This window comes from Arthrobacter yangruifuii (assembly GCF_009192775.1).
GTDB lineage: Bacteria > Actinomycetota > Actinomycetes > Actinomycetales > Micrococcaceae > Arthrobacter_B > Arthrobacter_B yangruifuii.
In genome coordinates this window covers 387,865-411,284 of the sequence record NZ_VTFX01000005.1, presented here as the reverse complement: position 1 = coordinate 411,284, position 23,420 = coordinate 387,865, and the positions used below count along the sequence as shown (strand labels likewise).

Sequence of the window (23,420 nt, the reverse complement as noted above, 5' to 3'; positions counted from 1 at the left end):
CCGCACGGACCGGAAACCACGAGGGACCTGCCGCCGGTTTCCCGGCGGCAGGTCCCCCTCAGTGCTAACCCTTGATGTACGGCACCCCGCTGGCGGCGGGGGCGCGGGACTTGCCGACCACCCCGGCGACGGCGAAGATCGTCACGATGTAGGGCAGCATGGCCAGGAACTGGTTGGGAACAGCGGTTCCCAACAGGCTCAGGACATACTGCAGGTTGGTGGCAAAGCCGAACAGCAGCGCAGCCAGCAGCGCGCCGAGCGGGTTCCAGCGGCCCAGGATGAGTGCGGCGAGGGCAATGTAGCCCTGGCCGCCGGTCATGTCACGGTTGAACGCGGAGACGGACACGAGGGTGAAGAATGCGCCGCCGACGCCGGCAACCACACCGGCGAGCAGCACGTTCATGAACCGGGTGCGGTTCACGTTCACGCCCAGGGTGTCAGCGGCCTTGGGGTGTTCGCCCACGGCACGGGTACGCAGTCCCCACTTGGAGTGGAACAGGCCGATGTAAACCGCGGCGAGGGCGATGTACATGAGGTAGCCGACAATCGACTGGTTGAAGAGGATCGGCCCGAGGATCGGGATGTCCGCCAGCAGCGGGATCCGGATCGGGGGCAGCGACGGCGGGGAGTTCCACTTCGCGGCATCCGAGGACAGCAGCGTGGAGAACAGGAATCCGGTCAGGCCGGAGACCAGCACGTTCAGCACCACGCCCACAATGACCTGGTTGACGATGTACTTGATGCTGAAGACTGCCAGCACCAGCGACACCATGGCACCGGCCACGGCCGCGGCGAACAGACCCACGAATGCGTTGCCGGAGAGCGAACCCGCCACAGCGGCAGCAAAGGCGCCGAAGAGCAGCTGGCCTTCAATGGCGATGTTGACGACGCCGGAGCGTTCACACAGCACACCCGACAGCGAACCGAAGATCAGCGGAATGGCCAGGGCAAAGGAGCCGGAGAGCAGACCGTAGAGGGCAACGTTCGGGGTGTTCGCGCTGCCCACCACCCAGGTGAGGAAGCCGATGACGAACAGCAGTCCGAAGACCGCGACAACCCAGACGGGCACCCGGCGTCCGCTGCGGGTCAGCATCAGTGCCCAGGCTGCGGCTGCAACCATCAGGACGGCGGTGAACCATCCGACAACGGGTGCGGACACCACCAGTTCGGGCAGGACAATTGCCTCGCCGGGATCGGAAAGGCGGAAGGTGACGTCATTGGACGGTGCGCCCAGGGCGAAGACGGCAAGTCCCAGCAGGGACAGGACCATCAGGATGATCGGGGTTTTCCAGCTGCGGACGCCGACCGTGGCGGCCGGTGTGGAAGCGGGAAGCGTTGTTGCGGTGCTCATGCTGCGCCTCCGGCGGTTTTCGGGTTCTTGGATGAGCGCTTGCCGGTGGTCTTGAACGCTCCCGGCGGCGGGATACGGAACAGCGACCGCACCAGGGGCGGGGCCGCAATGAAGAGGACGATCAGCGACTGCACTACCAGCACAATGTCGATGCTGGTTCCCGTGTTGGTCTGCATGGTGACGCCGCCGGCGCGGAAGGCGCCGAACAGCAGGCCGGCCGCGAAGGTTCCCCAGGGGCTCGAGCGGCCCAGCAGGGCCACGGTGATCGCGTCGAAGCCGAAGCTGGCGGCAACGCCGGAGGTCAGCACCTTTTCGGTGCCGGCCACCTGGGCCACACCGGCCAGGCCGGAGAGGGCACCGGCGATGAGCATGACAACGACGTAGCCCTTGGTGGTGCTGATGCCGGCGTTGCGTGCGGCCGACGGGTTGGCTCCCACGGCCTTGAGTTCAAAGCCGATGGTGGAGCGGTTCATCAGCCACCAGATGAAGACGGTGGCCAGCACGGCGAGGACGAAGCCCCAGTGCAGCCGGAATCCGCTGCCCAGCAGCGGCGGGAACATGGCGTTGGCATCGAGCTGCGGGCTGATCGGGTTCGAGGAGCCCGGCCGCTGGAAGGCGGGGGTGCTGAGCAGGAACAGGACCAGGTTGATGGCTACGTAGTTGAGCATGATCGTGACGATCACTTCGTGCGCGCCGGTCCGGGCCTTCAGGATGCCTGCGATGCCGGCCCAGATGGCGCCGCCGAGCATACCGGCGATGATCACCAGGAGCAGGTGCAGTCCCACCGGAAGGTGGACAGCGAAGCCCACCCACGCAGCCATGGCCGCGCCGATGATGATCTGGCCCTGGGCACCGATGTTGAACAGTCCGGTCCGGAACGCCACGGCAACACCGAGGCCGGCCAGGATCAGCGGTGTTGCCACCGTCAGGGTCTGGGTCAGCGGGTAGAAGAACCGCTGCACGCTGTCGGCTCCGAAGTTGAAGAACGCGCCCTGGAACAGGGCGGCGTAGGCTCCTGCGGCGGCGGACCAGGCTGCGGACAGCATGTCGCCGGGCCGGGAGAAGAAGTACGACGCCGTTTCGCCGACTTCCTCATCCGTGGCCGCAATCAGGATGCCGCCGACAATCAGGGCGAGCAGGACGGACAGGACCGACACCATGGCGTTCGAGGACAGCATCTGCCGCAGGGCGGACTGCCGGGAACGGTCATCGCCGAGGTCGCCGCTTTGGTGAGCCGCGGGCACGGCGGGCGGAGCCACCGTGCCGTCGGCGGTTTCCGCCGCGGCCTCGAGCCGGGTGGCTTCGGCAGCTGCGATGCTGCGCTCCCCCGGCGGGTCTTGCATGGTGGAATCCTCCGGGCTCACTTGGCCCCTCCCTTGGAATCTGTGTGCTGCGCTGTAGCTTCGTCCGCGGACATGCCGGCCATCATCTGGCCCAGCACGTCGCGGGAGGTGTCGGCGGGGACGATGCCCATCAGCCGGCCGCCGTAAAGCACGGCAATCCGGTCCGCCAGTTCAAGGACTTCGTCGAGTTCGGTGGAGACGATCATCACCGGGGTGCCGACGTCGCGCTCGGAAATGATGCGCCGGTGCAGGAATTCGATGGATCCCACGTCCACCCCGCGGGTGGGCTGGGAAGCGATGAAAAGCTGCAGCGGACGCGAGAGTTCGCGGGCCATGACAACCTTCTGCTGGTTGCCGCCGGAGAGCGTGCCTGCCGCGGTTGCCGCAGACTGGGTGCGGATATCGAATTCGGTGATTTTCTCGGCCGCGTTGGCTTCAATGACCGCCGGACGCAGGGAGACACCGCGGGCGAAGGGCGCCTGGTCGTAGCGGTTCAGGACAAGGTTCTCCGCGACGGAGAAGGTGCCCACGAGGCCGTCGACATTGCGGTCTTCGGGGACGAAGCCCACACCGCTGTTGATGATGTCCCGGGTCCGGCGGCCCACCAGTTCTTCTCCGTCGAGCCGGATGGAGCCGGTGACATGGTCCTGCAGGCCCATGATGGCCTCGGTCAGTTCGGTCTGGCCGTTGCCCTGGACGCCTGCCACGGCAAGGATTTCACCGCGCCGGATGCCGAAGCTGACGCCGTCAAGCAGGGCCGGGCCGGTCGCGGAGGCAATAGTGAGGTTCTCGACGACGAACGTCTCCTCCCCCGGAGTGGCCGGGGCCTTGTTCAGGTTCAGGCTCACGGACCGGCCGACCATCAGGGACGCCAGTTCCGTGGTGCTGGCGGAGGGATCAGCGGAGCCCACGACCTTTCCGCGGCGGATCACGGTGATCACGTCGGAGACGGCCTTGACCTCCCGCAGCTTGTGCGAAATGAAGACCACCGACTTACCGTCTTCGGTGAGCTGGCGCATGATTCCCAGCAGCTCGTCCGTTTCGCGGGGCGTCAGCACGGCGGTGGGTTCGTCAAGGATGAGGACTTCGGCGTCCCGGATCAGGGCCTTGATGATTTCCACGCGCTGCTGGACGCCTACGGGGAGGTCCTCCACCACGGCGTCGGGATCGACGTCGAACCCGTACTGGTCCGAGATCTCACGGATGCGGCGCTTCGTCTGCTCCAGGTTCAGCATGCCCGCCAGCTTGGTGGTCTCGTTTCCAAGGGCCACGTTTTCGGCCACGGTAAAGACGGGAACGAGCATGAAGTGCTGGTGCACCATGCCGATTCCTGCGGCCATGGCATCGCTGGGGCCGTTGAAGGTGACGGGACGGTCATCGACCAGGATCTCGCCTTCGGTCGGCTCGTACAGTCCGTACAGCACATTCATCAGGGTTGACTTGCCGGCGCCGTTTTCACCGAGCAGGCTGTGGACCTGGCCAGGCTCCACCACCAGGTCGATGTGGTCATTGGCCACCAGGGCGCCGAAGCGCTTGGTGATGCCCTTGAGTTCGAGTTTCAAAACCCCAACCAATCTTTTCGAGAAAACAAAACAGAGAACAGTACCTACGCATGACAAACGCCGTCTCCCCGGCCGCTGAAGGCTGCCGGGAAGACGGCGGTCACTTTAGTGCATGCGGTGCTCGCTGCGCCCGGGCAATTGCCCGGGCACAGGTACTACGTGTCAGGCGCTACTTCGGGCTGGACTCGGACTCGACCTTGATGTCACCGGAGATGATCTTGGCCTTGATGTCCTCGACGGACTTCTTCACGTCTTCCGGAACATTGGCTTCCTGGTCGTGGAACGGAGCGATGGTGACGCCGCCGTTCTCCAGGGTGCCGATGTACGGAGTGTTGTCGAAGTTGCCGTCGACGTCGGTGCTGACGACGTCCTCCACTGCTTCGCCCATGAGCTTCATGACCGAGGTGAGGATAACTTCCTTGCCCGTGCTGACCGTCTCGTAACCGTCGGAGTCGACCCAGATGACCTTGGCGTCCTTGCCCGCAGCGTTGGCTGCGACTACGGCATCAAGCGAGCCGGCGCCAACCGGACCGGCGACGGGCATGATGATGTCCGCGCCTTCGTTGAGGAAGTTCTGGGTGGTGGTCTTGCCGGCGGAGACATCGTCGAAGCTGCCGGTGAAGGAATCCATGCCGAGGACCTGGACGTCGGCGCCGTTTTCTTCGTTGAAGTAGTTCACGCCCTGCTCGAAGCCATCCATGAAGATGGTGACCGTCGGGATGTCCAGGCCGCCGTAGGTGGCAACCTTTCCGGTCTGGGACGTGCCTGCGGCAACGTAGCCCGCCAGGAACGCGGCCTGAGCCGTGTCGTAGATGATCGGCTTGACGTTGTCCGCAACGATGGAATTGTCATCGACAATCGCGAAGTGGCTGTCGGGGTTCGCCGCTGCCGCTTCCTTGGTGGTGTCGGCGAGCAGGAAGCCAACCGTGACCGTGAGGTCGCAGCCTGCCTGGACCATGCTGTCCACGTTCGGGGTGAAGTCGGTTTCGGACTGGGACTCGGCCGTCTTGACCTCGATGCCCAGGTCCTCCTTGGCCTTCATCATGCCGTTGTAGGTGGACTCATTGAACGAGTTGTCGTCGAATCCGCCGGAGTCGGAGACCATGCAGCCCAGGAAGTCAGTGGCGCCCTCAGCCGAGCCGGCTTCTTCTTCGGGGGCCGCGCCGCAGCCGGAGAGCAGGAGTGCGGAAACGCCGAGCACTGCGGCCGAAATGCCGGCATTGCGCTTAAAGCTGCGCGGGTAATTCTTCAATGTTCCTCCAGAAAAGAAATGGGATTCGCCGTACGGTGCCTCAATGGTGCAGCGCAGGCGCAGCGCTCCGTCCGTCATTGGACCGCAGCAACATAACCATAGTGTGTCGGAGGCTACACTAATTCCAAATCGGGCACAGTCCAAAAATCGTATGCAAGTTGTTACCAACGTGGCGTGCCCGGAGAGTGCGGGACTGATATCGTGGCGAATTTTTATCCCGCAGCACAGCAGGGATGCATGGGGGCGGACGTGCCGGTTTAGTGGCGCAGGCCCCTGGCGGCGCGCAGGGCGGCGGCAGCCATGACGCTGACTCCGCAGCTGATGGCGCGTTCATCGGGGTTGTAGTCCCCCCGGTGCAGGTCGAAGGTTTCGCCGCCCAGAGTCCGGGTTCCCAGCCGCATCAGCGCACCGGGCACTGCCTGCGTCATCCAGGCAAAGTCTTCCCCGCCCATGGACTGCGGGGCGAGCACCACGGCGTCCTCCCCCAGTTCGGCGCGGGCTGCTGCTTCGATCAGGCTGATTTCGGCGTCGGCGTTGATGACCGGCGGCACGCCGCGGGTGTGCTCCAGATGGACGTCGACGCCGAACGGTGCCGCGACCTCCCGAACCACCTTGTCCAGCAGTTCGCCGGAGGCATGCCAGGCCTCCGCATCAAGGCAGCGCATGGTGCCGGCCATGAACCCGTGCCCGGGGATGGCATTGGGTGCGGAACCGGCATGCATCTGTCCCCACACCACGGACACGCCGCTGCGCACATCGATCCGGCGTGAGAGCACGGCCGGAACGCTGACCGCTATCTCGGCCAGCGCGAAAACCAGGTCCTCGGTCAGGTGCGGACGGGAGGTGTGCCCGCCGCGGCCGGTGAGCTCGATCCGGATGGTATCCGAGGCGGACGTGATCGCGCCGATGCGGGTGCCTACCTGCCCCACGTCCACCCGGGGATCGCAGTGCAGGGCCAGGACGCGCGGCACGCCGTCCAGGGCCCCCTGTTCGATGACCGAAAGCGCACCGCCGGGCATCACCTCTTCGGCCGGCTGGAAGATGACCCGCACCCGGCCGCCCAGCTCCCCGGCGGCCTCGAATTCCGAGAGGACCATGGCCGCGCCCAGCATGACCGTGGCGTGGATGTCGTGGCCGCAGGCGTGGGCAATGCCGGTGTTCTCGGAGGAATACGGCAGACCCGTCTCTTCAAGCACGGGAAGGGCATCAATGTCGGCGCGCAGCGCCAGGCGGATGGGCCCGTCACCTATATCCACCACGACGCCGGTGCTTTCCAGCCGCTTGGGCTGCAGGCCTGCGTCTTCGAGGGCTTCAACGATGCGGTCGGTGGTGCGGAATTCCTTATGCGAGAGTTCGGGATGCGCGTGCAGGTCCCGGCGGAACCCGGTCAGCCCGCCGAGGAGCGGCACCACGCTTCCCCGTATCGAGGGGATGGGGTAATTGCTCAACGGGATAGTCTGCACACCCTTAAGGTTAGCCAAGTTGGGGGCTAAAGAGGGAATGCGAAGCGCCGGAAAGACGCCCCGTGACGGGTCTCGGACGTCCGGGCTACAGGACGTCCGTGTCGCCGCTGGCCTTTAAGTGTTCAACCGCCTTCTTGACTTCCTGTGCGTGTTCCTTGGTGGTGACAAGAAGGGCGTCCGGGGTGTCCACGATGACGACGTCCTCGATGCCGATCAGCGCGATCACCCGCTTGGTGTCCGAGACGACAATTCCGGTGGCGTTTTCGGAGTAGACGCGGGCACCCTCTCCCATCACGGTGATCTCGCTGTTTTCGGCTGCCGGGTTCAGCCGGCCGATCGCCGCGAAGTCGCCCACGTCGTCCCAGCTGAAGACACCCGGAATCATGGCGACGTCACCGGCGGCCGCAGCCGGTTCCGCCACTGCATAGTCAATGGCGATCTTGGGCAGGGTCGGCCAGACCCGCCGGACCACTTCCCGCCGCCGGGCGGTATCCCAGGCATCGGCGATTTCCGTCAGCCCGGCATAGAGCACCGGCTCGTTGGCTTCCAGGTGCTTGAGCATCAAATCCACCGGCGCCACGAACATGCCGGCATTCCAGCTGTAGCTCCCGCTGTCCAGGTAGGTCTGCGCCACGTCAGCCGACGGTTTCTCCACGAACTCCACCACGGAGCGCGCGCTCGGCGCGCCGGCAATGTCCAGCGGATCCCCGGCCCGGATGTAACCGAAGCCGGTGGAGGCGTGGGTGGGCTGGATGCCGATGGTGACAATGTAACCCTGCGCCGCAGTATGCACGGCTTCCCGGACGGCGGACTGGAAGACCTCCACGGGGGCAATCACCTGGTCCGCGGCGAAGGAGCCCATGATGATCTCCGGATCCCGCTTGTAAAGGATGGCAGCGGCGAGGCCGATCGCGGCGGCGGAGTCCTTCGGTTCCAGTTCCAGGATCAGGTTCTTGTTGGAGATTTCCGGCAGCTGCTGCCTCACGGCTGCCCGGTGCACCGCGCCGGTCACCACCATGACCCGGTCTCCGCTGAGCGGGCTCAGGCGCTCATAGGTGGCACGGATCAGGGTGGACCCCGAGCCGGTCAGGTCGTGGAGGAACTTCGGTGCGGCGGCACGGGAAAGCGGCCAAAGGCGCGTCCCGACGCCGCCGGCCGGGATAACCCCGTAAAAGCGGTCAAGGTCAGCGGGCGCAGGAGCGGCATGGGGCTTGTCGTTACTCATCACAGCCAAGATTAGCCCAGCCAGGAGGCGTACACGGGGAAGCGGCAGCCTGTACACGGTCCGCGGTGCCGATTCAATGTAATCAGGGTCACACCATAGGACAACCTAAATTGAAAGCCCGGTCACGCGAGCCTAGATTATGGTAGAGCTTATATCGCTGTCGCACCGGCGTCATCACTGCGTGGAACACGCGCTAACGCCGCTGCGATGCAGGGAGGAAAATTCAGTGTCGAAGTTACCAGCAGGCACTCTCTACCGTGGCCGGGAAGGCCAATGGTCGTGGGTTGTGCACCGTATCACCGGCGTGGCGATCTTCTTCTTCCTTTTGGTCCATGTTCTGGATACCTCATTGGTGCGCGTGTCACCTGAGGCCTACAACGTGGTGATCGAATCCTACAAGAACCCGATTATGGGCCTCGGCGAGCTTGGTCTCGTTGCGGCTATTGTGTTCCACGCCTTCAACGGCCTGCGTGTAGTCCTGATCGACTTCTGGAAGAAGGGGCCCAAGTACCAGCGCCAGATGCTCTGGGGCGTTGTTGCCCTGTGGGCCGTAACGGTTATCGGGTTCTCTATCCGCCACCTGCCCAACGTCTTCGGGGGTTAATAACCAATGAGCACATCTACAAACGAAGCCCACGCTCTCGAAGCACCCCGTTCCGGACGCATCGCGCCCCGTTACACCCGCAACTCCTCAGGCGGCGGCAACTTTGAAATGTTCGCCTGGCTGTTCATGCGCGTTTCCGGCGTCATCCTGGTTGTCCTGATCTTCACCCACCTGTTCGTGAACCTGGTTGTCGGCGACGGTATCCACGCCGTGGACTTCGGCTTCGTGGCAGGCAAATGGGCCAGCCCCCTCTGGCAGGTCTGGGACCTGGTCATGCTGTGGCTGGCGATGCTTCACGGCACCAACGGCGTCCGCACCATCATCAACGACTACGGAGACAAGAAAGCCACCCGCATGTGGCTCAAGACTGTCCTCTACGTCGCGACCTTCGTGATCATCGTGCTCGGCACCCTGGTCATCTTCACCTTTGATCCCTGCGTTGCAGGCGCAACGGCGGAGACCCTCCAGGAATACTGCGGGGCTTAGCGGCCGCGCGGCACCAGGGCAGCCCACGAATTTCTAGTAGTTTCAACAGAAAGAGCATCTGCTATGCAGGTCCATAAGTACGACGTCGTCATCGTCGGCGCCGGCGGCGCCGGTATGCGTGCCGCCATCGAATCAGGTCAGCGTGCGCGTACGGCGGTCCTGACCAAGCTGTACCCCACCCGCTCCCACACCGGCGCGGCGCAGGGCGGCATGTGCGCGGCACTTGCCAACGTGGAAGAAGACAACTGGGAATGGCACACCTTCGACACCGTCAAGGGTGGTGACTACCTTGTGGACCAGGATGCCGCGGAGGTCATGGCGAAGGAAGCCATCGACGCCGTGCTGGACCTGGAGAAGATGGGCCTGCCGTTCAACCGGACGCCCGAAGGCCGCATCGACCAGCGCCGCTTCGGCGGCCACACCCGTGACCACGGCAAGGCACCGGTCCGCCGCGCCTGCTACGCCGCAGACCGCACGGGCCACATGATCCTGCAGACGCTGTACCAAAACTGCGTCAAGCACAACGTTGAGTTCTACAACGAGTACTACGTCCTGGACCTCATTACCGTTGTTGACCTCAACGGCCAGAAGCGGGTGGCCGGCGTCGTTTCCTACGACCTGGCTACCGGCGAGCTGCACATCTTCCAGGCCAAGTCCGTGGTGTTTGCCTCCGGCGGTGCTGGCAAGGTCTACAAGACCACGTCCAACGCGCACACCCTGACCGGTGACGGCATGGGCATCGCCTTCCGCCGGGGCATCCCCCTGGAGGACATGGAGTTCATCCAGTTCCACCCCACCGGCCTGGCCGGCCTGGGCATCCTCCTCTCCGAGGCAGCCCGCGGCGAAGGCGCCATCCTCCGCAACTCCGAGGGTGAACGCTTCATGGAGCGGTACGCCCCGACCATTAAGGACCTGGCCCCGCGTGACATCGTGGCCCGTTCCATGGCCAACGAGGTACGCGAAGGCCGCGGCTGCGGTCCGAACAAGGATTACGTGCTGCTGGACCTGACGCACCTGGAACCGGCGCACATCGACGCGAAGCTTCCGGACATCACCGAGTTCGCCCGTACCTACCTCGGTGTGGAGCCCTACACCGAGCCGGTGCCGGTATTCCCCACGGCGCACTACGTGATGGGTGGCATCCCCACCAACATCAAGGCCGAGGTACTCCAGGACAATGACACCGTGATCCCCGGACTGTACGCAGCCGGCGAGGTCGCCTGCGTCTCCGTCCACGGCTCCAACCGACTGGGTACCAACTCCCTGCTGGACATCAACGTCTTCGGCAAGCGGGCCGGTATTTACGCTGCCGAATACGCCCTGACCGCCGATTTCGTCGACCTGCCGGAAAACGCCGAACTGGACACCGTGGCGCTGCTGGACCACGTGCGCAATTCCGAAGGCACCGAGCGTGTCTCCGAGATCCGCCGGGACCTGCAGAACACCATGGATGCGAACATGCAGGTGTTCCGCACCGCGGAGACCATCCAGCAGGTCCTCACGGACATCGCTTCCTTCGAGGAGCGGTACCAGAAGATCAGCGTCCAGGACAAGGGCAAGCGCTTCAACCTCGACCTCCTCGAGGCCGTGGAGCTGGGCTTCCTCCTGGAACTGGCGAAGGTCATGAGCGTAGCCGCCCTGCACCGCACCGAATCCCGCGGCGGACACTTCCGCGAGGACTTCCCGGAGCGCGACGACGAGAACTTCATGAAGCATTCGATGGCCTACAAGGTTGACGAAGCCGAGAACACCGAGCACACCGCCGGCATTCGGCTGGGCACCAAGCCGGTCATTTTCACGCGCTACGAGCCGATGGTGAGGAAGTACTAATGACAACCGAAATCGCCGAGCCGGCCTCGAAGGTAGAGCTCCCCGAATCAGTCGGCGGAGAGATCCCCTCGTTTGAGATCACCCTGAAGGTCCGCCGCTACAACCCCGAGGTTTCCGACGAAGCCTACTGGGATGAGTGGAAGCTGACCATGTACGGCACGGACCGCGTGCTGGACGCACTGCACAAGGTCAAGTGGGAACACGACGGCTCGGTTTCGTTCCGCCGTTCCTGCGCCCACGGTGTCTGCGGCTCCGATGCCATGCGCATTAACGGCCGTAACCGCCTGGCCTGCAAGACCCTGCTGAAGGACCTGGACACGTCCAAGCCCATCCTCGTCGAGCCCATCAAGGGCCTGCCGGTGGAAAAGGACCTCATCGTGGACATGGAGCCGTTCTTCCAGTCCTACCGCGAGATCATGCCGTTCCTTGTCACCAAGGGGCACGAACCGACGAAGGAGCGCCTGCAGTCCGCCGAGGACCGTGAGCGTTTTGACGACACCACCAAGTGCATCCTGTGCGCTGCGTGCACGTCCTCCTGCCCGGTGTTCTGGACCGACGGCCAGTACTTCGGACCCGCCGCCATCGTCAATGCACACCGTTTCATCTTCGATTCGCGTGACGACGCCGGCGACATGCGCCTGGAGATCTTGAACGACAAGGAAGGTGTGTGGCGCTGCCGCACCACCTTCAACTGCTCGGAAGCCTGCCCCCGCGGCATTCAGGTCACCAAGGCCATCTCCGAGGTCAAGCAGGCCATTCTGGCCCGCTCGCTCTAGCAGTCCCTGCACACCGAAAGGCGCCTTCCGCGGTTTCCCCGCGGCAGGCGCCTTTTGCGTCCCCGATAGAGTTGGGACATGCCTTCGTTTGAATCTGTATCTTTTCCCGGCGTCAACGGAACCACCCTGGCGGGAACCCTGGACGTTCCCGACGGCGGCGCCCGCGCCTGGGCGGTCTTCTGCCACGGCTTCACGCTGGGGAAGAACAGTGCCGCCGCGTCCCGGATTTCCAAGGCGCTGGCAGGCCACGGCATCGGCGTCCTGCGCTACGACGCCGCTGGGCTGGGCGGATCCACCGGCGACTGGGAAGACGGCAGCTTCAGCACCAAGGTGGCCGATGTCCGCAGCGCCTGCGCCTTTCTGGCCGGGTCCGGCCGGCCTGTCTCCCTGCTCATCGGGCACTCCCTCGGCGGGGCGGCCGTCCTGGCGGCAGCCTCCGAGGTGGACGGGCTGGACGCGGTGGTGACCATTGCCGCACCCTTTAGCCCTTCGCATGTGCTCCATCTCTTCGAATCGGAGCTGGACCGGATCCGCGAACAGGGCTCTGCCTCCGTTGATCTGGGCGGCGGGGAGCTGGAGATCCGCCGTCATCTGATCGAGGACCTGCGCAGCCATGACCTTACGGACAGCATCAGGGAGCTGCACCTGCCGTTGCTGGTGATGCACTCCCCCACGGATAACACCGTCGGGATAGACAATGCGAGCGAAATTTTCCGGACGGCCCGGCATCCCCGGAATTTCATTTCACTCGAGGGCAGTGACCACCTGATGGTCGAGCGGGCACAGACCAGCCGGGCAGCCGCGATCATCGCGGCGTGGGCCGGCACCTATCTGGATCTGCCGGCCGACGCCTAGCTGCGCCGGCTCCGTGTCCCCAGCCGGACATGCTCGTGCAGTTTCCACACCCCGGTGGCATCGTGTTCGTAAAGGCCCACGCTGTCCACGGAAAAGGCCGCCGAATAGCCGCGCAGCCGGTGGGCGGCCTCGTCCATGCCCTGCTCACTGATGTCGTGCGCCACCGTCACGTGCGGATGGAACGGGAAGGGAAGCTCACGAGCCAGCGGACCGCTCTGGAGTTCCTTGTGCAGGGCGGTGCACTCCTCAAAGCCCTCGGTGACGTTGAGGTAGACCACCGGCGAAACCGGCCGGAAGGACGCCGTTCCCTCCAGGGCCACTCGGAACGGCTCCTGTGCTGCAGCAACCTCCCGCACATGGCGCAGCATGGCTTCCCAGTCATCGGTCTCCGTGGTGGTCACCAGGGTGATGTGGGCCGGGATCAGCTCCGCCAGGGGGTCTCCGAAGGAGGCGCGGGCGTCCCGAAGCTCGCTGACCATCGGCTCCGGCACCGCAATCACTATCCCGACACAGCGTGCAGCGCACTCGGGAGCGCGGCTGCTGTCCAAAGCGCCGGCTGCCGTGTCCTGGTCGAGGGATTCGCTGATTTTCACGGGACTACGCGGTAACGCTGCCCAGCGGCAGGAAACCGACCTTGTTGTAGACGTCCGCGAGGGTGACAGAGGCGGATTCCCGGGCCTTGGCTGCGCCCACGGCCAGCAGCCGGTCCAGTTCCGCCGGATCGTCGAGCAGGTGCAGGGCACGTTCCCGGATGGGCCGAACGTGTTCGGTGACCACTTCGGCGAGGTCCACCTTCAGATGTCCGTACATCTTCCCCTCGTACTCCTTCTCCAGGGTTTCCACGCTGCGTCCGCTGATCAGGGAGTAAATGGACAACAGGTTCGAGATTCCGGGCTTGGCATCCCGGTCGAACCTGATTTCGCTGCCGTCATCGGTCACTGCCGACTTGATCCGCTTGGCAATGACCTTGTCCTCGTCGAGAAGGTTGATCAGCCCGGCCGGCGAGGCGGCCGACTTGGACATTTTCGCGGTCGGGTTCTGCAGGTCGTAGATTTTCGCCGCTTCCTTCTGGATGAAGACCTCGGGGACCACGAAGGTGTCGCCGAAGCGCGTATTGAAGCGCTGTGCCAGGTCCCGGCTGAGCTCCACATGCTGCCGCTGGTCTTCACCGACGGGAACGCCGTGCGGCTGGTACAGCAGGATGTCGGCGACCTGGAGGATGGGGTATGTGAACAGACCCACGCTGGCCGAGTCGGCACCGAAGCGCTGCTGCTTGTCCTTGAACTGGGTCATGCGGGAGGCTTCGCCGAAACCGGTGAGGCAGTTCAGCACCCAGGCCAGCTGGGCGTGTTCGGGCACCTGGGACTGCACGAACAACGTGGCCTTGTCGACGTCGACACCGCCTGCGATGTACTGGGCTGCGGTGACGCGGGTGCGCTGGCGCAGGTCCTCGGGATCCTGCGGCACCGTAATGGCATGCAGGTCGGGGATGAAGAAGTAGGCGTCGTACTCGTCCTGAAGCCGTACCCAGTTGACGAGGGCGCCGAGGTAGTTGCCCAGGTGCAGGGAATCGGCGGACGGCTGCATGCCCGAGAGGATGCGCCGGCGGCTCGGAGAAGACTCGGATGTCATAAAAGAAAATCCCTTAGAACTGGTAGTCGATCACTACTGGAGCGTGGTCTGAGAAGCGGGAGTCGTAGGTAGGTGCGCGGTCGACGACGGCGTGAACGGCCCGTGCCGCCAGCTCCGGGGTGGCCATATGGTAGTCAATCCGCCAGCCGGAGTCATTGTCGAAGGCCTGCCCGCGCCAGGACCACCAGGTGTAGGGGCCGTTGACCTCTCCGGCCAGGGAACGGTGCACGTCGGTGTAGCCGATCTCCTCGCCGAAGAAACGGTCGAAGTAGGCGCGTTCCTCGGGGAGGAACCCGGCACGCTTGACGTTGCCCTTCCAGTTTTTGATGTCCAGGGGCGTGTGGCCCACATTCAGGTCACCCACCACCAGCACGAAGTCGCTGGTCTGGGCCAGGGCGGGCAGCCGCGCCGCCATGGTGTCGAGGAAGCGGTACTTGTCCACCTGCTTGGGGGTGTCCACCTCGCCGGAGTGGACGTAGGCACTGACGACGGTGAGGATTTTTTCCTCGCCGTCCACGGGAATCTTGAAGTCCGCTTCGATCCAGCGGCCGGAGCGCGCGAAATACTCGTCGCCGATGTGTTCGCGGACGTCCACCGGCGCGGTGCGGGAAGCGATGGCGACGCCGGCACGGCCCTTCGCATCGAGGCATTCCGCGTGCTGGACCTGCCAGGTCTCCCCCAGGAGGTCCTTCAGGACGGCGTCGGGGGCGCGGACCTCCTGCAGGCACAGAATGTCGACATCACGGGCTGCGAGCCAATCGGCCATGCCCCGTTTGTAGGCGGCGCGGATGCCGTTGACATTCACAGACGCAATGCGCAGTGCTTTCCCGGAACTGTCTGCAGTTCCCGTTGATGCCGAACTCACGCGAATAACCATACTCCTCAGTAGCTGTTCGTCCCGAAAACGCTGCGGCGGGGCCGCTGCACTGCGGTTCCGGAACGGTGGATGGAACCTAGTCGACTATGGTGCCTTCGACCGGCCCGCCGTCGTTCTTCTTGATCATGCCACGGCCGTTATGGGCGGTGATGGAGATGGTTTCCAGGGCACGGTCGACCATTTCCCGGTTGGTATCCAGATTGTCGGTGACCACCTTGGCCTGGACCTGGATGATCTTGAAACTGTGGTCCAGCTTCTGGTCACGGACGGTGGTGCTTTCATCGACCACCTGCACTCCGCCGGCGGGAGCCAGACCGGCCGCGGCACCGGCCAGCTTTGCGGTGGCCTTGCGGGTGGCGCTCCGAACGGAGAACACCACGAAGGTGGCGAGGACCAGCCAGCCCAGGGAAACTATGACCACCGCCCAGCCGATGAAATCATTCTGGTTGGCGGCAAAAACCACCGCCACCAGGAAGACAATGAGCATCACCACGATGCCCGTGGAGCCCATCCTGCGGCTGAGGCCGCGGCCGGGTGTGGACGAGGACGACGGCATCTTGCCGTTTCGGATCGACTGCATGGTTTCATTCTCTCAAACTCCCGCAGGTGCACTGTGCCGTGTTCGCTCTGCGCGCCTGCGGTCGCCGCCGCCCGCGGTGGCCGCCCGGCCGGTGCAGTGGCAGACTGGCTCGATGCAGATCACCATCACGACCGGCGACATCACCCGCCGGGATACCGACGTCATCGTCAATGCCGCCAATTCCTCCCTGCTGGGCGGCGGCGGCGTGGACGGCGCCATCCACCGCGCCGCCGGCCCGAAGCTGCTGGCGGCCTGCCGGGAGCTACGGAGGACCTCCCTGCCGCAGGGGCTGCCCACCGGGCTGTCCGTGGCCACCGAGGCCTTCGACCTGCCCGCCCGGTGGGTGGTGCATACCGTGGGCCCCAATGCCGGGGCCGGGGAAACGGATCCGGAACTGCTGAGGTCCTGCTTCCGCACCGCCCTGGCCGCAGCCGAGGAGCTGGGCGCGGAGAGCATTTCCTTTCCGGCCGTCAGTGCCGGCGTCTACGGCTGGGATCCGGAGACCGTGGCTGATATCGGGTTGCAGGAGCTTCTGGACCATCAGCCGGGAACGCTGCAGCGCGCGGAGTTTGTGCTGTTTACTGACCATCTGGCCGGGATCTTTTCCCGCCGGTACCGGGAGCTGGCCGGCTGACCGGTTGCCTACTTCAGGAACAGGGCGCGCAGCCGGCGGGTGGTCAGGGTCAGGCCTATCGCAATCATCACCACGAAATACAGCAGGTGCCCGGCCGTTCCCCAGTTGAAGATGCCTACGCTGATCTGCCGCAGCATCTCGACGCCGTGCCAGAGCGGCAGCGCCTGGATCACGGACTGCATCGGCCCGGGATAGACACTGAGCGGATAGAAGGTGGCGGAGAGCAGGAACATGGGCAGCATGACCATGTTGACCCAGTCCAGCTGCTGGAAGGTCTTCATATAGCTGGTTACGGCCATGCCGAAGGACGCAAACCCGAAGGCAATCACCACCGCTGCGGGGATCATCAGCAGCGCCCAGGGCGAGGTGATCAGGCCCATCGCGCCCATCACGGCAGTAAAACCGGTGGCGTACATGGCGCCGCGGAGCAGGGCCAGGAAGATTTCCCCCATCGCGACGTCCAGCGGACCCAGCGGCGTGGACAGCATGCCCTCGTACAGCCGGGAGTAGTTGAGCTTGGAGAACACGTTCATGGTGGAGTCGTACACCGCGCCGTTCATCGCGGACACGGCAAGCAGGGCCGGCGCGATGTAGTTTGCGTAGCCGATCTCTTCTCCCCCGGGTCCGGTCACGGTGCCTACCAGGGCACCCAGTCCGATGCCCATGGCCACCAGATAGAGCACCGGCTCCACGAAGCCGCTGACCATGATGGACCAGTTGGTTCCCCACGTGGCTTTGAGTCCGCGGGCAATGACTGCCCGGGTATTACGGCCGTAGAGGGAGCCGAGGAAGCGGTCCCGCGGTACCAGCGAGGTAGGCGCCGTGGAATTCTGCGTGCTCATCCTGCCAGCCTCCGGGTGAAGTTGCGCCGGGCCAGGACCAGGCCGACGGCGGAGAGCACCAGCAGATAGGCCAGGTGCAGGGCGGTCATGGCCGCCGGTTCGGGATGCCCGTAGCTGAGGACCCGTCCCAGCTCGGTGGAATGCCAGAGCGGGGAGATCCAGCCGATCCAGCGCACCCCGAGCGGCAGGTTATCCAGCGGAAAGAACGTCCCAGAAAACAGGAACAATGGCATCACGACGAAGCGCTGGACCATGGTCAACTGGCCCCTGTCCTCCTTCAGCGTGGCGCTGAAGGCAAGCAACGGCATGCCGAAGGCCAGCCCGGCCAGGAGGGCAGTGAAAACCATCAGCCAGCCGGTCTCCGGTTGCGGAACGGCGCCGAACAGCAGGAGGAACAGGTAATAGATTCCGGTGGTCAGCAGGAGCCGGAACGCCTGGCCCATAACGTGCCCGGAGGCGATCTGCCCGCTGGAGAGCGGCGAGGCATTAGGGCCGTAGTAGGTGCGGTGCCACTTGAAACCGCCCATGACCGTCCAGGTATTTTCCTCGCTGGAGACCATCAGGGCGGCTGTGGCCACCAGGGCCGGGCCCAGGAACACCAGGTAGGAAACGGTGGAGCCGTTGCTGCCCGGAAAACCGGCGTCGGAGTTGGCGTCGATCAGCACCGCAAGCCCGGTGCCCATGCCCAGCAGGTAGATCAGGGGGGTGCCGACGGCGGTCATCAGCACCGTCCCCTGGTAGCCGCGCATCCGCCGGATCCACATGTCGGCGTAGTAGAAGGCACCGAAACGGCGGGCCCTGGCCGCGGTCTGGCTGGGGGTCAGCGGTGAACGCAGCCCCAGTACCGGGTGCGCGGCGGCTTCGGCGGGGAGCTTATTCAACGAGGCTCCTCCCGGTCAGGCGCAGGAACACGTCTTCCAGGGAGGACCGGCGCACCAGCGACGTGATGGGCCGCAGCCCCCGGCCGGTCACGGCTTCCAGGGCGGCTTCGCCGTCGTCGGCGTAGATCAGCACCCTGTCCGGAAGGGTCTCCAGCCGTTCCCCGATCCCTTCCAGCTCCGATGCCACGGTGGTGTTCCGGTCCGAGCCGAACCGGAGCTCCACCACCTCGCGGGTGGAATGTTCGCGGATCAGGGCCGCCGGCGAGCCTTCGGCCATGATGGCGCCCTTGTCCACCACAATCAGCCGGTCACACAGCTGTTCGGCCTCGTCCATGTAGTGGGTGGTGAGGATCAGCGTCACGCCGGCTTCCTTGAGGCGGAAGAGCCGGTCCCAGAGGATGTGCCGGGCCTGGGGATCCAGTCCGGTGGTGGGTTCGTCCAGCAGCAGGATCTTCGGATCGTTGATCAGGGACCGGGCAATGGTGAGCCGGCGCTTCATTCCGCCGGAGAGGGAGTCCACGCGGGCCTTGGCCTTGTCGGCGAGCTGCGCAAATTCCAGCAGTTCGTCCGCCTTGGGCTGCAGGTAGCTCTTGGGCAGGCCGAAGTAGCGTCCGTAGGCCAGGAGGTTGTCCCGCACCCGCAGGTCCTCGTCGAGGTTGTCCTGCTGGGGCACCACGCCCAGATGCGCGCGTACTTCGGGGCCGTACCGGTTCGGGTCCAGCCCCATGATGCTGAGCTCGCCCCCGCTGCGCTGGGAGACACCGCCGATCATTTTCATGGTGGTGGACTTACCGGCACCGTTGGGTCCGAGGAGCCCGAAGGACTCCCCCGGCGGTACGTCGAAGGAGATGCCGTTGACGGCGGTGAAATCGCCGTAGGACTTGGTTAGGTTCCGTGCGGAAATGACGAAATCGGAGCGGGTTTCGGGGACGGTTTTTGTGGATGTGATCTGCGACACTCACGACAGTGTAGTGGACGCGGAACCGGGCAGATGCACGTCTGCAGTCATCCGCCCGGTCCGCGCCGCGGAACCGGCTCCTAGACCAGGATCCCGGCCTGCCGTTCAGCCGCTTCCACCACGTTGGCCAGCAGCATGGCCCGGGTCATCGGTCCCACGCCGCCGGGGTTGGGCGAGATCCAGCCGGCGACGTCGGCCGCCGCGGGATCCACGTCGCCGGTCAGGGTGGTTTTTCCGGTCTCCGGGTCCGTGACCCGGGTGACGCCGACGTCCAGCACAATGGCTCCGGGCTTGAGCTCCTCGGCCCGGATCATTTCCGGGAAGCCGGCGGCTGCGACCACCACGTCTGCCTCGCGCAGATGCTCGAACAGGTCCACGGTCCCGGTGTGCGCCAGGGTAACCGTGGCGTTGATGGGCCGGCGGGTCAGGAGCAGCCCCAGCGGCCGTCCCACGGTGACGCCGCGCCCCACCACGAGGACCTTCTTGCCGTTCAGGGAGATGCCGTTGCGGACCAGCAGCTGCACAATCCCGTGCGGGGTGCAGGGCAGCGGGGAGGTCATGGGTTCGCTGACGTTCAGGACCAGGCGGCCCAGGTTCACCGGGTGGAGTCCGTCGGCGTCCTTGGCGGGATCGATCCGCTCCAGGATGGCGTTGGCGTCAATGTGGGCCGGCAGCGGCAGCTGGACGATGTAGCCGGTGGTGGCCGGGTCCTCGTTCAGCTCGTCGATGACCTTTTCCAGGTCTGCCTGGCTGATGTCGCCGGGGAGGTCCCGGCGGATGGAATTGATCCCCACCTGCTTGCAGTCCTTGTGCTTGCCGCCCACGTAGGAGTGGCTGGCGGGATCGTCGCCCACGAGCACCGTTCCCAGCCCCGGGGTAAGCCCGTGTTCGTCCTTCAGCACGCGCACCCGTTCCGCCAGGTCATCCTTGATGTCCCGGGCGGCGGCGCGGCCGTCCAGGATCTTCGCCGCGACGGGGGTGCCGAAGTCGGTTTTTTCCTTGACGTCCCAGCCCAGGTTCACGCTGGTGTCCTCACCGGTGACGGCGCCCTCCATATTGGTTCCTTTCTCCACGGTTACCATTCCTCCTGTCCGGGGTAAAGCGGGAAATTATCTGCGAGCGCCCGCACGCGGGTGCGCAGGGCCTCGACGTCGGGGGCCGGCTTGAGCGCGGCGGCAATGATCTCGGCAACCTCGGTGAATTCCGGGGCCCCGAAGCCGCGGGTGGCGAGCGCGGGGGTGCCGATCCTCAGGCCGGAGGTCACCATCGGCGGCCTCGGATCGAAGGGCACGGAGTTGCGGTTCACCGTGATGCCCACGGACTCCAGCAGGTCCTCGGCCTGTTTCCCGTCCAGCGCCGCACGGCGCAGGTCCACCAGGATCAGGTGCACGTCCGTGCCGCCGGTGAGCACCGAGACTCCGTGTTCCGCCACGTCGGGGGCGGTCAGGCGCTCGGCAATGATCCGCGCCCCTTCCAGCACGCGTTCCTGCCGCTCCCGGAACTCCTCGGAACCGGCGATCCGAAAGGCCACGGCCTTGGCGGCAATCACGTGCATGAGCGGACCGCCCTGCTGGCCGGGGAAGACGGCGGAGTTCAGCTTCTTTGCGTAGTCCTGCTTCGCCAGGATCATGCCCGAGCGCGGCCCGGCAAGGGTTTTGTGCACGGTGGAGGTGACGACGTCGGAGGCGGGCACGGGGTTCGGGTGCAGTCCCGCGGCCACCAGGCCGGCGAAGTGCGCCATGTCCGTCCACAGGTAGGCACCCGCTTCGTCGGCGATGGAGCGGAAGGCGTCAAAGTCCAGCTGCCGCGGATAGGCGGACCACCCGGCGACGATCACCTGCGGCCGCTCGGCCAGGGCCTGCTCGCGGACACGGTCCATGTCCACCCGGTGCGTCTGCTCATCCACCCCGTAGGCGGCCACCTCGTAGAGCTTGCCGGAGAAGTTCAGTTTCATGCCGTGGGTCAGGTGCCCGCCGTGGGCCAGGTTCAGCCCCATCAGTTTCTCGCCGGGCTGCATCAGGGCGGCGAGCGCAGCGGCGTTGGCCTGTGCTCCGGAATGCGGCTGGACGTTGGCGAACTCCGCTCCGAAGAGCGCCCGCACCCGCTCAATGGCAAGGTTCTCCGCAACGTCGACATACTCGCAGCCGCCGTAGTAGCGGCGCCCGGGATATCCCTCGGCATACTTGTTCGTCAGCACCGATCCCGCGGTTTCCAGGACCGCGCGCGGCGCGAAATTCTCTGAAGCGATCATCTCGAGGGTGCCGCGCTGGCGGGACAGTTCATCCTTCAGGACGGCCGCTATTTCGGGATCAACATCAACAAGCGGCGCGTTGGTGACGCTCTGGGTGGATACTCTCACTGGATCTCCTGGGAAGAGGTTCTCAATAGGTCAGGCTACCTGCCCTGCCGGTACCGGGTCCGGGCGGGGACCCGTGGGCATGGCACGGCAGTTTCGCTCGTAACCCTCGGCCCAGGCGTGCGATCCGGAGTCTTCCAGGCCCCCGAGGGGGCCGTGCCGCTTCCCGGTGGTGATCCACCTGACGCCAGTCGCGACGCTTTCCATCCTAGCGTCCCCGGTCCGTCGGGTGCAGAGGATGACGGAATAGCGTCGCTGCCCGGACGGTTGGGATGGGGAAAGGGAGGTCAGCGGTGGAAACGGACATTTTGGTGATTGGAGCCGGCCAGGCCGGGCTCAGTGCCGCCTACCATCTGCGCCGCCGCGGCCTCGCGCCGGGTCCCGGGTTCACTGTGCTGGACGCGAACCCCGGCCCGGGCGGAGCCTGGCGTCACCGCTGGGATTCGCTCACCTTCGGCGCGGCCCACGCCCTGCACGATCTCCCCGGCATGCCGCTGGGCACCCCTGATCCCGCTGAACCTGCCTCCGCCGTCGTCACCCGGTATTACGAACGCTACGAACGCAGGTTCGGGCTCGACGTCGTCCGCCCGGTCTCCGTGTCCGCCGTGTCTGCCGATTCCGCGGGCAGCGGCAGCCGCCTGAGTGTCCGGGCCGCGGACGGACGCGGGTGGCAGGCCCGGGTAGTCATCAATGCCACCGGCACGTGGGACCGGCCCTATTGGCCCTACTATCCCGGACGGGAATCCTTCGGCGGCAGACAGCTGCATACCCGGGACTTCCGCAGCGTGGCCGAATTTGCCGGACAGCAGGTCCTGGTGGTCGGCGGGGGCACCTCGGCCGTGCAGTTCCTGCTGCAGCTGCACCGGGCCGGCGTCGGGACGCTCTGGTCCACCCGCAGGCCACCGGAATTCACCCTTCGCCCGTTCGACGCCGAGTGGGGACGGGCCGTGGAAGCGAAGGTCAGCGCACGGACCCGTGCCGGGCTGCCGCCGTTGAGCGTTGTCTCAGCCACGGGCCTGCCGCTGACCGATGAATACCGCCGGGGCATCGAGGACTCGGTACTGATATCCCGCGGACCCATCGACCGCCTGACCGAAACCGGCGTTGTCTTCGCGGACGGGTCCGAAGAGTCCGTCGATACGGTCCTCTGGGCCACCGGATTCCGGGCCGCCCTGGACCATCTGGCACCTCTTCGCCTGCGTGAACCCGGCGGCGGGATCCGGATGGACGGCGTGCGGGTGGTCCGTGAGCCCCGGCTGCTGCTGGTGGGCTACGGGGAATCCTCCTCGACGCTGGGGGCCACCCGCGCCGGACGGGCCGCAGCGCTCGCCGCGCTGCAGCAGGTGGCTACGGAAGTTCTTCCCAGGTGAAGGTGGTCACCGTGCCGCGCTCCCAGTCACGGCGCAGGATCGCATAAATTACGGTGGCCACGCTGCGTCCGTCTTCCAGCGGCCAGTCCTCGCGGTGGTGGGCTTCCTTCAGGAAACCCGATCGGATGAGCGTTCTGCGCATGGCTATGTTGTCCTCCCGCATGCGGCCGGCGAACCGGTGTGCCTCCGGATAGTCCTCAAACACCTTCTCCGTCAGCGACTTCAGCACCGGAACCCCGTATCCGTGGCCGCGGAACTTTTCCACCAGCCTCAGGTCCAGGACCGGCGTGTTCGTGTCCAGGTCCTCCAGGATGGCCAGGCCCATCCGCTGGTTGTCCCCGAACACCCAGAAGGTACGTACGCCGTCGCCGTCGAACCGCCCCTCAATCAACAGCCGGCGCACCAGCCCCTCGGACGGTGCCTTGATGCGGTGGTACGGAAAACTGTTGGTCGTGAGGAAACGGACAAGCTCATCCTCGTCCTTGGAGGAAAAAGGCAGGAACAGGACATCCATGTGCCCACCCTAGGCCAGGGCGCTGAAAC

General features: G+C 65.4%; 23 protein-coding genes. 7 read left to right on the top strand and 16 right to left on the bottom strand.

Translation table 11 applies throughout. The annotated features are described in order from the left end of the window. Positions 1-64: 64 nt before the first annotated feature. From GD627_RS12815 to GD627_RS12790, 6 genes are all read right to left on the bottom strand, one after another. Positions 65-1,351 carry an ABC transporter permease gene (locus GD627_RS12815; RefSeq protein WP_152272824.1) on the bottom strand — a complete coding sequence of 429 codons (1,287 nt, stop codon included), beginning with the start codon at positions 1,349-1,351 and terminating at the stop codon, positions 65-67. Further along, positions 1,348-2,694 (bottom strand): ABC transporter permease, encoded by a 1,347-nt coding sequence (locus GD627_RS12810; protein ID WP_146363824.1) that lies wholly within the window; start codon positions 2,692-2,694, stop codon positions 1,348-1,350. The genes GD627_RS12815 and GD627_RS12810 overlap by 4 nt, the downstream gene beginning before the upstream one ends. Before the next feature lie 17 nt (positions 2,695-2,711). After that, positions 2,712-4,256 (bottom strand): ABC transporter ATP-binding protein, encoded by a 1,545-nt coding sequence (locus GD627_RS12805; RefSeq protein WP_152272823.1) that lies wholly within the window; start codon positions 4,254-4,256, stop codon positions 2,712-2,714. A gap of 169 nt (positions 4,257-4,425) precedes the next feature. Beyond that, positions 4,426-5,508, bottom strand: a complete 1,083-nt coding sequence (locus tag GD627_RS12800) for a BMP family lipoprotein (protein WP_246165490.1) — start codon at positions 5,506-5,508, stop codon at positions 4,426-4,428. Between the two features lie 257 nt (positions 5,509-5,765). Next, positions 5,766-6,956 carry an amidohydrolase gene (locus GD627_RS12795; protein ID WP_246165489.1) on the bottom strand — a complete coding sequence of 397 codons (1,191 nt, stop codon included), beginning with the start codon at positions 6,954-6,956 and terminating at the stop codon, positions 5,766-5,768. 100 nt (positions 6,957-7,056) lie between these two features. Continuing rightward, complete coding sequence (locus GD627_RS12790; protein ID WP_146363724.1) at positions 7,057-8,196, bottom strand: mannose-1-phosphate guanylyltransferase; 1,140 nt, start codon at positions 8,194-8,196, stop codon at positions 7,057-7,059. Positions 8,197-8,422: 226 nt separating this feature from the next. On the opposite strand from GD627_RS12790, the gene sdhC reads away from it, so the two are divergent. The 5 genes from sdhC (at position 8,423) to GD627_RS12765 (ending at position 12,747) form a co-directional block, all read left to right on the top strand. After that, the gene (gene sdhC, locus GD627_RS12785) at positions 8,423-8,800 is read left to right on the top strand and encodes a succinate dehydrogenase, cytochrome b556 subunit (protein WP_146363726.1); all 378 of its coding nucleotides are present in this window, start codon (positions 8,423-8,425) and stop codon (positions 8,798-8,800) included. A gap of 6 nt (positions 8,801-8,806) precedes the next feature. Then, positions 8,807-9,286: a succinate dehydrogenase hydrophobic membrane anchor subunit gene (locus GD627_RS12780; RefSeq protein ID WP_146363728.1), complete on the top strand. Its 480-nt coding sequence runs from the start codon at positions 8,807-8,809 to the stop codon at positions 9,284-9,286. Positions 9,287-9,349: 63 nt separating this feature from the next. Next, positions 9,350-11,116 (top strand): succinate dehydrogenase flavoprotein subunit, encoded by a 1,767-nt coding sequence (gene sdhA, locus GD627_RS12775; RefSeq protein ID WP_146363730.1) that lies wholly within the window; start codon positions 9,350-9,352, stop codon positions 11,114-11,116. Continuing rightward, positions 11,116-11,892 (top strand): succinate dehydrogenase iron-sulfur subunit, encoded by a 777-nt coding sequence (locus GD627_RS12770; RefSeq protein WP_146363732.1) that lies wholly within the window; start codon positions 11,116-11,118, stop codon positions 11,890-11,892. Before sdhA ends, GD627_RS12770 begins: the two co-directional genes overlap by 1 nt. 78 nt (positions 11,893-11,970) lie before the next feature. Then, positions 11,971-12,747, top strand: a complete 777-nt coding sequence (locus GD627_RS12765) for an alpha/beta hydrolase family protein (RefSeq protein ID WP_152272820.1) — start codon at positions 11,971-11,973, stop codon at positions 12,745-12,747. On the opposite strand, the gene GD627_RS12760 is transcribed toward GD627_RS12765, so the two are convergent. The 4 genes from GD627_RS12760 to GD627_RS12745 form a co-directional block, all read right to left on the bottom strand. After that, entirely contained in the window at positions 12,744-13,340 is a 597-nt protein-coding gene (locus GD627_RS12760) for a 2'-5' RNA ligase family protein (RefSeq protein ID WP_246165488.1), read from the bottom strand. The genes GD627_RS12765 and GD627_RS12760 overlap by 4 nt on opposite strands. Before the next feature lie 4 nt (positions 13,341-13,344). Beyond that, complete coding sequence (gene trpS / locus GD627_RS12755; protein WP_152272819.1) at positions 13,345-14,379, bottom strand: tryptophan--tRNA ligase; 1,035 nt, start codon at positions 14,377-14,379, stop codon at positions 13,345-13,347. A 13-nt stretch (positions 14,380-14,392) separates the two neighbouring features. After that, positions 14,393-15,256 (bottom strand): exodeoxyribonuclease III, encoded by an 864-nt coding sequence (locus GD627_RS12750; protein ID WP_146363738.1) that lies wholly within the window; start codon positions 15,254-15,256, stop codon positions 14,393-14,395. Between the two features lie 76 nt (positions 15,257-15,332). Beyond that, positions 15,333-15,836, bottom strand: a complete 504-nt coding sequence (locus tag GD627_RS12745) for a hypothetical protein (RefSeq protein ID WP_152272818.1) — start codon at positions 15,834-15,836, stop codon at positions 15,333-15,335. Positions 15,837-15,948: 112 nt separating this feature from the next. On the opposite strand from GD627_RS12745, the gene GD627_RS12740 reads away from it, so the two are divergent. Next, entirely contained in the window at positions 15,949-16,470 is a 522-nt protein-coding gene (locus GD627_RS12740; protein WP_152272817.1) for an O-acetyl-ADP-ribose deacetylase, read from the top strand. A gap of 8 nt (positions 16,471-16,478) precedes the next feature. Here GD627_RS12740 and GD627_RS12735 read toward each other — a convergent pair whose 3' ends face one another. The 5 genes from GD627_RS12735 to glyA all read right to left on the bottom strand — a co-directional run bounded on the left by GD627_RS12735 (position 16,479) and on the right by glyA (position 21,510). Continuing rightward, positions 16,479-17,312, bottom strand: coding sequence for an ABC transporter permease (locus tag GD627_RS12735; RefSeq protein WP_152272816.1), 834 nt, complete (start codon positions 17,310-17,312; stop codon positions 16,479-16,481). Further along, positions 17,309-18,193, bottom strand: coding sequence for an ABC transporter permease (locus GD627_RS12730; RefSeq protein ID WP_152272815.1), 885 nt, complete (start codon positions 18,191-18,193; stop codon positions 17,309-17,311). The genes GD627_RS12735 and GD627_RS12730 overlap by 4 nt, the downstream gene beginning before the upstream one ends. Then, a complete protein-coding gene (locus tag GD627_RS12725; protein WP_152272814.1) occupies positions 18,186-19,151 on the bottom strand; it encodes an ABC transporter ATP-binding protein in 966 nt (321 codons plus the stop codon). Before GD627_RS12725 ends, GD627_RS12730 begins: the two co-directional genes overlap by 8 nt. An 80-nt stretch (positions 19,152-19,231) precedes the next feature. Beyond that, positions 19,232-20,224, bottom strand: coding sequence for a bifunctional methylenetetrahydrofolate dehydrogenase/methenyltetrahydrofolate cyclohydrolase (locus GD627_RS12720; RefSeq protein ID WP_246165487.1), 993 nt, complete (start codon positions 20,222-20,224; stop codon positions 19,232-19,234). A 2-nt stretch (positions 20,225-20,226) separates the two neighbouring features. Then, positions 20,227-21,510 carry a serine hydroxymethyltransferase gene (glyA, locus tag GD627_RS12715; RefSeq protein WP_152272813.1) on the bottom strand — a complete coding sequence of 428 codons (1,284 nt, stop codon included), beginning with the start codon at positions 21,508-21,510 and terminating at the stop codon, positions 20,227-20,229. A gap of 269 nt (positions 21,511-21,779) precedes the next feature. On the opposite strand from glyA, the gene GD627_RS12710 reads away from it, so the two are divergent. Continuing rightward, the gene (locus tag GD627_RS12710) at positions 21,780-22,877 is read left to right on the top strand and encodes an FAD-dependent oxidoreductase (protein ID WP_152272812.1); all 1,098 of its coding nucleotides are present in this window, start codon (positions 21,780-21,782) and stop codon (positions 22,875-22,877) included. On the opposite strand, the gene GD627_RS12705 is transcribed toward GD627_RS12710, so the two are convergent. Continuing rightward, on the bottom strand, positions 22,855-23,391 hold the full coding sequence (locus tag GD627_RS12705) for a GNAT family N-acetyltransferase (RefSeq protein WP_146362525.1): 537 nt from the start codon (positions 23,389-23,391) through the stop codon (positions 22,855-22,857). The two genes, GD627_RS12710 and GD627_RS12705, sit on opposite strands and share 23 nt — an antisense overlap. Between the last annotated feature and the right edge of the window lie 29 nt (positions 23,392-23,420).

Bases quoted from the DNA above. Each gene is read 5' to 3' on its own strand.
- GD627_RS12815 (WP_152272824.1), bottom strand. From the start codon at position 1,351: ATGAGCACCGCAACAACGCTTCCCGCTTCCACACCGGCCGCCACGGTC.
- GD627_RS12810 (WP_146363824.1), bottom strand. From the start codon at position 2,694: ATGCAAGACCCGCCGGGGGAGCGCAGCATCGCAGCTGCCGAAGCCACC.
- GD627_RS12790 (WP_146363724.1), bottom strand. From the start codon at position 8,196: ATGAGTAACGACAAGCCCCATGCCGCTCCTGCGCCCGCTGACCTTGAC.
- GD627_RS12780 (WP_146363728.1), top strand. From the start codon at position 8,807: ATGAGCACATCTACAAACGAAGCCCACGCTCTCGAAGCACCCCGTTCC.
- sdhA (WP_146363730.1), top strand. From the start codon at position 9,350: ATGCAGGTCCATAAGTACGACGTCGTCATCGTCGGCGCCGGCGGCGCC.
- GD627_RS12770 (WP_146363732.1), top strand. From the start codon at position 11,116: ATGACAACCGAAATCGCCGAGCCGGCCTCGAAGGTAGAGCTCCCCGAA.
- GD627_RS12765 (WP_152272820.1), top strand. From the start codon at position 11,971: ATGCCTTCGTTTGAATCTGTATCTTTTCCCGGCGTCAACGGAACCACC.
- trpS (WP_152272819.1), bottom strand. From the start codon at position 14,379: ATGACATCCGAGTCTTCTCCGAGCCGCCGGCGCATCCTCTCGGGCATG.
- GD627_RS12750 (WP_146363738.1), bottom strand. From the start codon at position 15,256: ATGGTTATTCGCGTGAGTTCGGCATCAACGGGAACTGCAGACAGTTCC.
- GD627_RS12745 (WP_152272818.1), bottom strand. From the start codon at position 15,836: ATGCAGTCGATCCGAAACGGCAAGATGCCGTCGTCCTCGTCCACACCC.
- GD627_RS12740 (WP_152272817.1), top strand. From the start codon at position 15,949: ATGCAGATCACCATCACGACCGGCGACATCACCCGCCGGGATACCGAC.
- GD627_RS12735 (WP_152272816.1), bottom strand. From the start codon at position 17,312: ATGAGCACGCAGAATTCCACGGCGCCTACCTCGCTGGTACCGCGGGAC.
- GD627_RS12710 (WP_152272812.1), top strand. From the start codon at position 21,780: ATGGGGAAAGGGAGGTCAGCGGTGGAAACGGACATTTTGGTGATTGGA.
- GD627_RS12705 (WP_146362525.1), bottom strand. From the start codon at position 23,391: ATGGATGTCCTGTTCCTGCCTTTTTCCTCCAAGGACGAGGATGAGCTT.